This window comes from Micromonospora cabrerizensis, from assembly GCF_022230955.1.
GTDB classification, from domain to species: Bacteria; Actinomycetota; Actinomycetes; order Mycobacteriales; family Micromonosporaceae; genus Micromonospora; species Micromonospora cabrerizensis.
This window is the reverse complement of the sequence record NZ_JAKKFI010000016.1, coordinates 1-11,793: the sequence shown is the minus strand read 5'-3', so window position 1 is coordinate 11,793 and position 11,793 is coordinate 1. Positions and strand designations below refer to the sequence as shown.

Here is an 11,793-nt window from a genome sequence, read left to right as displayed (position 1 = left end):
GGGGCGGAGATGCCCGAGCAGCACCGCCAGACGGGCTCGGCCCCGGGCACACCGGCTCTTCACCGTCCCCTCGGCGACACCGAGGATGCGGGCGACCTCGGCGACCGGGTAGCCCTGTACGTCGACCAGCACCAGGGCGGCACGTTGTTCGAGGGGCAGTGCGGCGAGTGCCTCGCGGACGACCAGCACGGTGTCGTGGTCATGTGCCACGGCGGCCGGCTCGATCCCGCCGGTGCCCGAGCCGTCCTCGGCACGGTTGCCGTCCGGCAGCGGGACCGTCGGATGTGCCTGCCGGCGACGGATCCGGTCCAGGCAGGCGTTCACCACGATGCGGTGCAGCCAGGTGGTGACAGCGGAGTCACCGCGGAACCGGGACGCCGCCCGGTGCGCGGACAGCAGCGCGTCCTGGAGTGCGTCGGCTGCCTCCTCGCGGTCACCGAGGGTCCGCAGGGCGACCGCCCAGAGCCGGTCGCGGTGCCGGCGGAACAGCTCGGCGAAAGCGTGCCGGTCGCCATCGACGTGGGCACGCAACAGCTCCAGATCGGTAGCTGTGGCGTGCCCGTCCATCACCACGTCCGGTGGAAGCGGTGCCACGCGGGAGGTGCCAGGCTCACGACCCCTGAACCGTGATCTCCTGGACGTCGACCTGGAAGCCCCGCTCGCTGGCCGGCAACTCGGTGATCCAGAACAGCAGGTACTGGTATTTCTGGTCGGCGTTGAACCCGTTGAACGTCATCGTGGTGCCGTCGTGGTCCTCGAACGGCTGCCCGATGGTGGTGTTCGGAGTCTTGTAGGCCTGGACCATCTGCTTGTCGCCGTTCGAGGTCGACGGCGGTGCGGTGGTGCCGGTGAGCAGCTCGGCGGACGCGCCGGTCGCGGAGAGCACCGCCTGCACCGACAGGACGTTGTGTGGCGCGCCGAGGTCGAGCCAGACCCCCATGCCGGACTTCTGGTTGCCGAACTTGGCCGCCGTGTACGTGTCGGTGCCCCAGCCCTTGTCCGCGTCGCCGTCGATGACCTTGTCGGCGCCGCCCAGCTCGTCGCGCTTCTGGCTGTCCGGGTCGATGATCCGGACGCCCTTGACGGCCAGCTTGCGGACCGTGGCGGCGGCCGGGGTGGTATCGCCGGCCGGGGCGCTGGAGGTGGGAGCGGGAGGCTGGTTGGCCTGCGGGTCCTTGTCGCCGTCGCCCAACGTGCTGATGCCGATCAGCAGACCGACCAGGGCGACCGCCAGCAGGCCGGCGATGCCCACGGCGACCTTGCGACCACCGGCGGCGGCCAGTGGCGACGGCTCTTCCTCGGTGTCGGCGGCGAACCGTAGCGGCCCGCTGTTGTCGAGGTAGTGCTCCTCCTCGGCCGGCACGTCCAGTCGGGCCAGCTCGGCGGCGAGCACATCGGACGACGGCGGCGCGATCTCGGCGTCGAGCAGGTCCATGGTCAGGTCGTCGAGGTACGCGGGAACACCCGCCCGGACCTGGCGGGGTGCCGCGATGGCACCACCGGCGTCGCGAACGGCGTCCGGGATGGCGGCCCGGCCGTGGCCGGCGGTGGCACCGCGCAACGGCGCCTCGGCGTGCGGCCAGTAACCGGTCAGGGCGAAGTAGAGGACACCGCCGACCGCTCGGATGTCGTTCTCCTGGCTGTCGTCGCCGTCGGTGCGGGCGTCCGCCAGGACCACGCGGCCCTCGTCACTGATCATGACGGTGCCGGGGTGGACGTTGCCGTGCACCATGCCGGTGGCGTGCACCGCGGCGAGAGCGCTTGCGACGGCGTTGCCGATCGCGGTGGCCCGGGCCGGGTCCAGTGGACCGTCGGCCGCCAGGTCCCGCAGGGACTGCCCGTCGACCCACTCGCGCACCACGTACGCGCGGTCGGCCTCGTCGATCGCGTCGTAGACGCCGACCAGGTTGGGGTGGATGACCCGGCTGGCCGCGACGGCCGCCTGGAGCATCTCGGTGGCGGAGTCGCCGCCCGGGTAGCGCAGCACCACCGCGACGGGACGACGCAGGATGACGTCGACCCCGCGCCAGACCAGCCGACCCGCGCTGTCGTTGTTGATGTGCTCAACCAGCTCGTACCGCTCGGCGAGGACTTCACCGGCCGTGGGAGCACCGAAGGTCATGACCGGAGGAGCGCTTTCGTCCGCCTCCTGACCCTCGCCGACCTGGGTCACCCGTCCTCCCTCGGTGATCGTGTCGATCGATGGACCCGCACTGCTGGGCATGTGGCTTCCCGCTCTGCCGTTGAAGGAACCGGCCGACCGGTGTCGACGCGCAGCGTCGGCCCCTGCCGTACCCGTCGAGAGCGACCTTACCCGGGTTGCCCGTCTCCCCGACATGTCATCTTCCCGCCGTACCCGGCGGGTTCCCGGCAGTCGAAGAGCTCGTCCGGTTACGACCGTTGTCAGCCACGTTGCTGGCACATGTACTAGCTAATCTACGGCTTCACCGCAAGTGACCGACGCCGGGGCTGGGCTGCGGCGGCCCTCCCTCCAACCGGCATGTTCCCACCGATCGGACCGGCACGCTCAGCCGTACGGTTGGTTATCCACAGGCTTATGCGGTGGTTGACCGGCGAATCGCGGAGTTATCCACAGGTGCATCCCCAGCCTGGTGATCCGCGGTCACGGTCCGTGTGTGCGCGAACTTTTTGTGATCGGGTGCTGGCGGTCAGCGACCGAGACGGCGGCGGACCATGCCGACCACCTCGGTGATCTCGCTGATCCGCAGCAACATGGCCAGACCCAGGTAGGTCCCGCCGATCACCGCGCCGCCGATCACGAGCTGCACGACCGCTTCGAGTCGGCTGGGCGTGTCGTCACCGGGCAGCAGCTTCACCACCAGCAGGCCGACCACTGCCGAGCCGAGCGCCGCGACCGCGACCCGGCCGGCGGTGCGCATGATGCCGCCGAGGCCGATCCGACCGACGCGCGGTCGGAGCAGCCAGGCCGAGCCGATCGCGGCAGCCAGGTAGGACACCGCGTTGCCGATCATCATCCCCGCGCCGGCGAAGCTCGCCGAGAAGGCCACGAAGAGCACGATCTGCACCCCGATCCGGAGCGCCACCACCGGAATGTTGATCAGCGCCGGGGTGCGCGTGTCCGGCAGCGCGTAGAACGCGAAGGTGAAGAGCTGGCTGACCGCGAACGGGACCAGCGCGAGCGCCGCCGCCAACAGCACGACGGAGGTGGCGGTGGCGTTGTCCTCGGTGAAGGCGCCGACCCGGAACAGCGTGAACGCGATCGGGGTGGAGAGCACGGCGTAGCAGACGGCGATCGGGGCCAGCACCGCCGTGACCGTCCGGGTGCCCCGGGACAGGTCGGCGGCGAGGTCGGCGTACCGGCCGTCGGCGGCGGCCGCGCTCATCCGGGGCATCAGCGCGGTGATGATCGAGACGGCGATGATGCCGTGTGCCGTCATCAGCAGCAGGAAGACGTTGTTGTAGATCAGCGGGCCGGCGGCGTTCTCCTTGCCGGCCCGGTTGAGCAGGTTGAACAGCACGATCAGGCCGACCTGGCTGACCGCGACGTAGCAGATCATCCACGCCCCGAGGCGGCCCAGCTCGCGCAGCCCGAGGGCCCGGAAGTCGAAGCGCATCTTCCAGCGGAAGCCGACCTTGCGCAGCGCCGGCAGCAGGCCGGTCGCCTGGATGGCGACACCGAGCAGGGTGCCCCCACCGATCAGGATGATCCGGCCGGCCGTCATGTCCTCCGGCTGGACGATCTTCGCGCCGAAGATCGCGATGTAGAGGCCGGCGGTGCCGATCACCACCATGTTGTTGAGGATCGGGGCCCACATCGGGGCGGCGAAGTGCCCCCGGGTGTTGAGCACCGCGCTGATCAGCGCGGAGAGGCCGGAGAAGAAGATCATCGGCAACATCAGGTACGACAGGTGCCGGACCAGTTTGGAGTAATCCTCGGTCGACTCGCTGCTGCCGTACAACCAGGTCAACGGCCAGGCCAGGGCCACCGCCAGGATGGCCGCCGCGCCGAGGGCGAGCACCGCCAGGGTGAGCAGCCGCTGTGCGTACGCCTGCCCGCCATCCGGGTCGATCTTGCGTCGACGCACCAGCACCGGGATCAGCACGCTGGTGAGGACGCCGCCGAGCAGGAACTCGTAGACCATGCCGGGCAGGATCTGGGCGGTCGTGTACGCGTCACCGACCAGCGCACCGCCGAGCGCCGCGCCGATCACCAGGTTGCGGAGGAAGCCGGTGCCGCGGCTGACCAGGCTGCCGATCGCCATCACCGCGCTGTTGGTCGCGGCGCTCGCCTCGGCCACCTGCTCCTGCGGCGGCGCGGTCGACTCCAGGGCCGGCTGGTTCAGCGGCTCGGCAGAGATGAAGGTGGCGCCGTCGCCCGGACGTGCGCCGCCGCCGGGCCCACCATCGTGCGCGGCGTTGGCGCTGCGGTAGAGCCCGCCGCTCATCTCCAGCCTCCCAGGGGTACGTCGAGCCGGACACCGACCCGCACGCCACAGACCATAGTCAACCCCCACCCGTTACCCACGCCCGGCGGATCGGATCACACCCTGGCCCGATAAGCTGGCGATCCCATGTCCGAAGCCTCCGCTCCTCACGCCGCCGACCGCCGCGAACTCACCGCCGCGCAGCGCAACGCCGTCGCCGAACTGCTCCGGGTTTCCCCGGTCGCCGACGAGTTGGGCCGCCGCTTCGTCCGCGCCGGTCACGAGTTGCACCTGGTGGGCGGTTCGGTGCGCGACGCCCTGCTCGGCCGACTCGGGGACGACCTCGACTTCTGCACCGACGCGCACCCGGACGAGACGCTGCGGGTCCTCAAGGGCTGGGCCGAGTCGATCTGGGAGACCGGTCGGGAGTTCGGCACCATCGGGGCCCAGCGCGACGGCCTCCGGCTGGAGATCACCACGTTCCGTGCGGAGTCGTACGACCAGGTCAGCCGCAACCCCGTGGTGGTGTACGGCACCAGCCTCGACGAGGACCTGAAGCGGCGCGACTTCACGATCAACGCGATGGCGGTCAGCCTGCCGGAGCACCGGTTCACCGACCCGCACGGCGGGCTGGACGACCTGTCGGCCCGGATGATCCGTACCCCGAGCACCCCCGGGGAGTCGTTCGGTGACGACCCGTTGCGGATGCTGCGGGCCGCCCGGTTCGCCGCCCAGCTGCGCTTCGCCGTGCACCCGGACGCGCACCGGGCGATGAGCGAGATGTCCGCCGACCTGGACCGGATCACCGCCGAGCGGATCCGCGACGAGTTCACCAAGCTGCTCTGCGGCGCCGACCCGATCACCGGGCTGCGGTTGCTGGTCGACACCGGGCTGGCCGAACGCTTCCTGCCGGAGCTGACCGGGCTGAAGCTGGAGATCGACGAGCACGCGCAGCACAAGGACGTCTACGAGCACACCCTGACGGTCGTCGAGAACGCGGTCTCCTACGAGGAGGAGGGCTGCGACTTCATCCTGCGGATGGCCGCCCTCATGCACGACGTGGGCAAGCCGGCGACGAAGGCCGCGGCCCCCGACGGTCGGGTCAGCTTCCACCACCACGAGGTGGTCGGCGCACGGCTGACCAAGGCCCGGATGAAGGCGATGCGCTACCCGAAGGAGGTCATCGCCAAGGTGACCGCGCTGGTCGCGCTGCACCTGCGCTTCTACGGGTACGGGCGGGGCGAGTGGACGGACTCGGCGGTGCGCCGTTACGTCGCCGACGCCGGTGACCTGCTGCCCCGACTGCACAAGCTGACCCGCTCGGACTGCACGACCCGCAACCGCCGCAAGGCGGCCCAGCTCGCGGCCGACTATGACGCGTTGGAGGACCGGATCGCCCGGATCGCGGCCGAGGAGGACCTGGCCCGGGTGCGTCCCGACCTGGACGGCAACGCGATCATGGAGTTGCTCGGCGTACCGCCGGGGCCGGTGGTCGGGCGGGCCTGGAAGCACCTCAAGGAACAGCGTCTGGAGCACGGCCCGCTGGACCGGGACGCCGCCGAGGTCGAGCTGCTGCGCTGGGCCCGCGCCGAGGGCCTCATCGAGTAGGGCCGGGCACCGAGCCCACCAGAAGTGATGACGGGCGCCGCCCCCGAACCGGGAGCGGCGCCCGTCGGCGTACGTCGTCAGCGGGTCTCGACGGCCGTCCCGTCCACGGCCGGGGCGCCCTTGCCGGCGGAGGTGCCGTTGCCGGCGGCGGAGGCCGAGCCGAGCCGGGCCAGCAGACCGGCCAGGTCGATCCCGGTCAGGTCGCTGCCGAGCTGGAGCCCCTGGGCCACGTTGCCGGCCACCGACTTCGTCAGCGACGACGCGCCGTCGGTGGAGATGACGGTCATCTTGTCGATCGCCCCGATCGGCGCGCTGGCCGCCTCCACCACCTGCGGCAGCACCTTGACCAGCAGGTCCAGCACCGCAGCCTCACCGTAGGCGGCGAACGCCTCGGCCTTGCGCGCCATGGCGTCCGCCTCGGCCTCACCCTTGGCCAGGATGGCCGCCGCCTCGGCCTGACCCTCCCGCTCCACCGCCTCGGCGATGGCGGAGCGCCGACGCTGCTCGGCCTCACCCTCCTTGGCGCCCTCGATCGCGTTCGCCTCGGCAAGCGCGGCACGCCGGGCCCGCTCGCCCTCACCGGTGAGCCGCGCCTGTTCGGCGGAGGCCTGCGCGGCGGCGATGACCGACTGCCGCTGCGCGTCCGCGTGCAGCACCGCCGCGGCACGGGACGCCTCGGCCTCCTGTTCCACCTTGTACCGGGCCGCGTCGGCGGGCTTGCGCACCTCGGTGTCCAGTTGGCGCTGCTTGAGCTCGGCGTTGCGCTCGGCGACCTTCTGCTGCTCGGAGAGGATCGCCTGGTCCCGCTCGGCCTGGGCGAGGGGGCCTGCGGCGGCGGACTTCGCCTTCGCCGCGTCGATCTCGGCCTGGATGCCGGCCTGCTTGAGAGACAGGTTCCGGTTCGCCTCCGCGATGGCCTCCTCGGCGAGCAGCCGTTCCTGCTCGGCCTGCTGTCGGGCCCGCGCCTCGGCGATGGCCGCGTCCTTGAGCACCCGGGCGGCCTCGGGCCGGCCCAGGTCCTGCAGGTAGGACCCTTCGGCGAGGATGTCCTGGAGTTGGAAGGTGTCCAGCACGAGACCCTGGTTGGTCATCGAGTGCTCGGCCTCCTCGGCCACCGCGCTGGCGAACGCCGCCCGGTCCCGGATGACCTCCTCGACGGTGAGCCGGCCGACGATCGAGCGCAGCGCTCCGGCGAGCACCTCCCGGGTGAAGTTGTCGATCTCGTCCTGTTGGTGCAGGAATCGCTGGGCGGCGGCCCGGATCGCGTCCTCGGTACCACCGACCTTGACGATCGCCACGCCGTGCAGATCGGCACGGATGCCCTGCTTGCTCACCGCGCCCCGGATGCCGACGTCGATGCGTCGGCTGGACAGGTCGAGCGACTGGAGCTTCTGCACCACCGGCAGCACGAAGACCGACGCGCCCAGCACGACCTTCTGCCCGGAGTTGTCGGTCGAGCGCCCGCCGTCGGCGGTCTGCGTGGTGCGGCCCTTGCGGCCGGTGACGATGAACGCCTCGTTCGGCCCGGCCACCTTGATCCGGGAGAGCACGAAGAGCACCAGGATGAGCACGAGGAGGATCGCGCCACCGATGGCGATTAGCAGGGCCATATAAAGGAGTCCTGTCTACGAGGGGAAGTCAGTAGGTCTCGACCTGGACGCTGGTCTCGCTGAGCGCCTGCACCACGAAGACCTGGGCGCCGATCGGTATCGGCTGGTCCGCGCGTGCGCTGAGCTTGACCGGTTGACCGGCGAGACGAATCCGTACCTCGCCATAGCCGTCAACCGGCACCGGTGTGACGACCAGGCCGAGCGCACCGACCAGGTCGTCGCGGGTGGGGGTGGGGTCGGTGCGCATGTTGCGCGCCGCCCGGCTGAAACGGGACGCCAACCAGCCGGTGGGCACGGCCGCGAGCACGCCGCCGACCGCCGCGCCGACGACCATTCCGGGGGTACGCGCACCGAGCAGTTCGTTGACGATGGCCGCGCCGAACCCGAACGCCCCGGCGAAGCCGGCGACCGTCTCGACCGAGATCGGCCCGTCGACGTCGGCGTGCCCGAACTGGAACAGCTCGGTGCCGAGCAGGGCGAGCGCGAGCACGCCAATGCCCGCCCCGCCGATGATCAGAAAGATGAGCGTCCCTGTTGCCACGACCTGCACGGTATCGATGCCCCGCAACGCCAACCGGCCGCCGAGAAGGGGTCCGGCCGGAGTCGGGGAGAATGGGTGGATGCGCTGGACCGTCCTCGACTCACCGATCGGTGAGTTCTCCGTCGCCACCGACGGCACGAGCGTCTGCGGCGCCCACTTCGGGCGGGTCGAGGCGGCCAACGAGGCCCCTGACCACGCGCTGGCCGGGCAGGCCGCCGCCGAGCTGCGGGCGTACTTCGCCGGCGAGCTGACCGCGTTCACGATTCCGGTCTCGATGCCGCGCGGCTCCGACTTCGAACGGGCCGTGTGGCGGGAGATGACCAACATCCCGTACGGGGAGACGCTGACGTACGGCGAGGTCGCGCGGCTGGTCGGCGAGCCCGGGGCGGCACGCGCGGTGGGAGTTGCCTGCAACCGCAACCCGGTCCCGGTGATCGTGCCGTGTCACCGGATCGTCGGCGCGGGCGGCAAGCTGGTCGGCTTCGGCGGGGGCCTGCCCCGCAAGGTCAAGCTGCTGGAGCTGGAGGCCGGGGTCGCACTGCGAAACGCCTGGTTCCAGGGCTGACGGGTCGCGGCGGCTGTCGCCGTACCTGCGGATGTCGAGCTGAACGCGGCGAGGGCCGGGTCCGTTCGGACCCGGCCCTCGCCGCTGCTTGCTGATTCAGCGGGTCAGCGCGCGACCTCGCCCGCGATGAACTCCTCGACGGCCTGGTGGGCGTCGTGGTCGGCGTACTGCACCGGCGGGGACTTCATGAAGTACGACGAGGCCGACAGGATCGGGCCGCCGATCTTCCGGTCCAGCGCGATCTTCGCAGCCCGGACCGCGTCGATGATGACGCCGGCCGAGTTCGGAGAGTCCCACACCTCGAGCTTGAGCTCGGCGTTGAGCGGGGTGTCACCGAACGAGCGACCCTCCAGGCGGATGTACGCCCACTTGCGGTCGTCCAGCCACGGCACGTGGTCCGACGGGCCGATGTGCACGTCGCTCTTGCTCATCTCGTGCGGGATCTGCGAGGTGACCGACTGGGTCTTCGAGATCTTCTTCGAGACGAGCCGCTTGCGCTCCAGCATGTTCATGAAGTCCATGTTGCCGCCGAAGTTGAGCTGGTACGTGCGCAGCAGCTCGACGCCGCGGTCCTCGAAGAGCTTCGCGAGGGCGCGGTGCACGATGGTGGCGCCGACCTGGCTCTTGATGTCGTCACCGACGATCGGCAGGCCGGCGTCGGTGAACTTCTGGGCCCACTCCGGGTCGGAGGCGATGAAGACCGGCAGGGCGTTGACGAACGCGCAGCCGGCGTCGATCGCGGCCTGGGCGTAGAACTTGGCGGCCTGCTCGGAGCCGACCGGCAGGTAGCAGACGACGACGTCGACCTGCGCGTCACGCAGCGCCTGCGCCACGTCGACGGGGGTGGCGTCGGACTCCTCGACGATCTCGCGGTAGTACTCGCCCAGACCGTCGAAGGTCGGACCGCGCTGCACGCTGACGCCGGTCGGCGGCACGTCGCAGAGCTTGATGGTGTTGTTCTCGCTGGCGACGATCGCCTCCGCGAGGTCCATGCCCACCTTCTTGGCGTCCACGTCGAACGCCGCGACGAACTCCACGGAGTTGACGTGGTAGTCGCCGAAGGCGACGTGCATGAGACCCGGGACGCGGTCGTTCGGGTTGGCGTTCCGGTAGTACTCGACGCCCTGAACCAGGGACGAGGCGCAGTTACCCACACCGACGATGGCGACGCGGACGGAGCCCATAGCGTCTGCCTCCTTCTTTTCTGTCACGGCCGCTCATTCCTGGTCTCTCCAGGCGGAGGCGGGCTGTTGTCTTCTCGTCGGCCGCCGGCTGTCCCGATGTTCGGGACCGTCGGGGCTCGGCCGGAGCGCTCGTTGGCGATGAGCTCCTCCAGCCAGCGGACCTCGCGCTCACAGGCATCAAGGCCGTGGCGCTGCAGTTCCAGCGTGTAAGCGTCGAGGCGCTCGGCCGCCCGGCCCAGCACGTCGCGAAGCCCTTCGCGACGCTCCTCGATCTTGCGGCGGCGACCCTCCAGAATGCGCAGGCGGGTCGCCTGGTCGGTCCGGGCGAAGAACGCGAAGTGCACCCCGAAGCCCGTGTCGTCGTACGTCTCGGGCCCGGCCTGTGCGATCAGCTGGGCGAAGCGTTCCTTGCCCTCCGCGGTGATTTTGTAGACCACCCGACCTCGTCGGCTGGTCAGCGCGGGGACCTCCTCGGCAGTGGCGGGTGTCTCAGCAGCTTCGGTGATCCATCCCGCCGCCTGCAGCCTGCGTAGCGTGGGATAGAGCGAGCCGTAGCTGATCGCCGCCCGGATCGCGCCGAGTTTGGCGGTCAGCTCCTTGCGCAGCTCGTAGCCGTGCATCGGAGACTCCTGCAGGAGGCCGAGGATGGCGAACTCAAGCACTGGCCACCCTCTCTTTACCCTCCGGCGTGGAGCGGTAACCGCCGCGATGTATCGGACCGATACATCGCACGTTAGCGGGTCGCGCGGGCCAGGGCAAACCCCCGCTCCGAGACGCTCTCGTCACGGAACGTGAGCGTGGTCGCCTGGTCGGGCCGGACCGCGTACCCTTCTTCGCATGCGTACGCAGCGCCAGGTCGTCGACTACTCGCTACAGAAGCGAGCAGTGCTGCGTGAGCTCCTGGCCGGCCGGGTCGGCACGTACGATGTGTGCGACGCATCGCCGTACCTGAAGAACGCCGCCCGGTTCCACGGCGAGCCGACCGACCGGCGCTGCCCGATCTGTCGCAGCGAGAACCTGACTCTCGTCCACTACATTTATGGTGACGAGCTCAAGCAGTCCGCCGGGCAGGCCCGGACACTGACCGAGTTGCCTGTCCTGGCGATGACGCTGCGTGAGTTCCAGGTCTTCGTGGTGGAGGTGTGCCTCGGTTGTGACTGGAACCATCTCGTCGAGCAGTACCTGCTCGGCCGGGACGGTCTGGCCGGCGACAGCGACGGCACCGGCGAGCAGGACGTGGCGGCCGCCGAAGGTGCGGGTCGGCGGAGGCGAGAGGCGCAACGGTGATCACAGCTGGTTGGACCGGCCCCGGGGCCGTAGACGAAACCCGGGACGGTCAACCGCTCGTTGGTCCGATTAGCCCTATTAATACGGCAAGTCCTCCGGTGAAACGGCACCCCCGTGCCGCTCTCCCGGGTGAAGCAACTCACGGCAACCCGGTGGCGGCGCAGTCGCGCCCCACCGCGACCGGCAGGGTGTGAGGAATGAACTCGTACGGCGATCCCAGTTCTGCGCGTGGACGGGCCCAGTACTCGGGCCCCGAGGGCGACCCCGGGCCGGGTGCGGACGACGCGTACCGCCGCCCCGGCGGTGACTCCCGCGGGAATGGCTGGTCGGCCCCGGAGGGCGGCACGGCGACCCCGGGCCGCGCTTCGGTGACCCCACGGGCCGCCGGTGGGCGGGCCACGGTGGGCGGATCGGCCTCGGTGCCGCCGCGCGGCGCTGCCGCAGCCGGTTCCGCCTCGGTGGGTTCAGCAACCCCCGGCCGCGCCGGACGGGCATCGGTGCCCGTGTCACCGGCACCGGGTGTGGCCGCCGGCCGCGCCGGCGCGGGCCGGGCGTCGGTGCCCGTGTCCCCGGCGCCGGGCGCACCGGCAGG

The 11,793-nt window shown here is 70.7% G+C and carries 10 protein-coding genes and 1 pseudogene; 4 read left to right on the top strand and 7 right to left on the bottom strand.

The genetic code is table 11. The features are described 5' to 3' along the window. From sigM to murJ, 3 genes are all read right to left on the bottom strand, one after another. On the bottom strand, positions 1-567 hold a 567-nt coding region (gene sigM / locus LADH09A_RS02605; RefSeq protein ID WP_238643128.1), incomplete at its 3' end, for an RNA polymerase sigma factor SigM. A 43-nt stretch (positions 568-610) separates the two neighbouring features. Then, on the bottom strand, positions 611-2,224 hold the full coding sequence (locus tag LADH09A_RS02600; protein ID WP_238643127.1) for a protein kinase family protein: 1,614 nt from the start codon (positions 2,222-2,224) through the stop codon (positions 611-613). 445 nt (positions 2,225-2,669) lie between these two features. Further along, the gene (gene murJ / locus LADH09A_RS02595; protein ID WP_238643126.1) at positions 2,670-4,427 is read right to left on the bottom strand and encodes a murein biosynthesis integral membrane protein MurJ; all 1,758 of its coding nucleotides are present in this window, start codon (positions 4,425-4,427) and stop codon (positions 2,670-2,672) included. Between the two features lie 126 nt (positions 4,428-4,553). Between murJ and LADH09A_RS02590 the strand changes: the two genes are divergently transcribed. Next, entirely contained in the window at positions 4,554-6,014 is a 1,461-nt protein-coding gene (locus tag LADH09A_RS02590; RefSeq protein WP_238643125.1) for a CCA tRNA nucleotidyltransferase, read from the top strand. 77 nt (positions 6,015-6,091) lie between these two features. On the opposite strand, the gene LADH09A_RS02585 is transcribed toward LADH09A_RS02590, so the two are convergent. Then, positions 6,092-7,624 carry a flotillin family protein gene (locus LADH09A_RS02585; protein ID WP_238643124.1) on the bottom strand — a complete coding sequence of 511 codons (1,533 nt, stop codon included), beginning with the start codon at positions 7,622-7,624 and terminating at the stop codon, positions 6,092-6,094. A gap of 28 nt (positions 7,625-7,652) precedes the next feature. Further along, positions 7,653-8,174, bottom strand: coding sequence for an NfeD C-terminal domain-containing protein (locus tag LADH09A_RS02580; protein WP_372492212.1), 522 nt, complete (start codon positions 8,172-8,174; stop codon positions 7,653-7,655). Between the two features lie 70 nt (positions 8,175-8,244). Between LADH09A_RS02580 and LADH09A_RS02575 the strand changes: the two genes are divergently transcribed. After that, positions 8,245-8,730 (top strand): methylated-DNA--[protein]-cysteine S-methyltransferase, encoded by a 486-nt coding sequence (locus LADH09A_RS02575; RefSeq protein WP_238643122.1) that lies wholly within the window; start codon positions 8,245-8,247, stop codon positions 8,728-8,730. 104 nt (positions 8,731-8,834) lie between these two features. Here the strand turns inward: LADH09A_RS02575 and LADH09A_RS02570 are convergent, their stop codons facing one another. Further along, positions 8,835-9,914 carry an inositol-3-phosphate synthase gene (locus tag LADH09A_RS02570; protein ID WP_141911933.1) on the bottom strand — a complete coding sequence of 360 codons (1,080 nt, stop codon included), beginning with the start codon at positions 9,912-9,914 and terminating at the stop codon, positions 8,835-8,837. A gap of 23 nt (positions 9,915-9,937) precedes the next feature. Continuing rightward, positions 9,938-10,576, bottom strand: coding sequence for a PadR family transcriptional regulator (locus LADH09A_RS02565; protein ID WP_030331823.1), 639 nt, complete (start codon positions 10,574-10,576; stop codon positions 9,938-9,940). Positions 10,577-10,751: 175 nt separating this feature from the next. Here LADH09A_RS02565 and LADH09A_RS02560 point away from each other — a divergent pair, with 175 nt between their 5' ends. Continuing rightward, complete coding sequence (locus LADH09A_RS02560) at positions 10,752-11,201, top strand: DUF5318 domain-containing protein (protein WP_088950777.1); 450 nt, start codon at positions 10,752-10,754, stop codon at positions 11,199-11,201. 197 nt (positions 11,202-11,398) lie between these two features. Further along, a pseudogene (locus LADH09A_RS02555) lies at positions 11,399-11,793 on the top strand (transglycosylase domain-containing protein); the annotation flags it as partial.